This window comes from Lysinibacillus sp. GbtcB16, assembly GCF_019091145.1.
Lineage (GTDB): Bacteria > Bacillota > Bacilli > Bacillales_A > Planococcaceae > Lysinibacillus > Lysinibacillus fusiformis.
Map to the genome: position 1 here is coordinate 1 of NZ_JAGXJV010000275.1, position 286 is coordinate 286.

General features: G+C 56.3%; 1 protein-coding gene. It reads right to left on the minus strand.

Annotation, left to right across the window (positions count from 1 at the left end):
- Positions 1-286, minus strand: a 286-nt coding sequence (locus KVT27_RS24245) for a hypothetical protein (protein WP_217582138.1), incomplete at both ends; no start/stop codon positions are given.

Sequence of the window (286 nt, forward strand, 5' to 3'; positions counted from 1 at the left end):
CAGTAGCTCCGGTAACGCCAGTAGAGCCAGTAGCTCCGATATCACCAGTAGCCCCAGTCACACCAGTAGTTCCAGTAGCCCCAGTCACACCAGTAGTTCCAGTCGCGCCAGCAGCTCCTGTAATACCTGTAGCCCCAGTCACACCAGTAGTTCCAGTCGCGCCAGCAGCTCCTGTAATACCTGTAGCGCCAGTCACACCAGTAGTTCCAGTAGCCCCAGTCACACCAGTAGTTCCAGTCGCGCCAGTAGCTCCTGTAATACCTGTAGCGCCAGTTATACCCGTAGC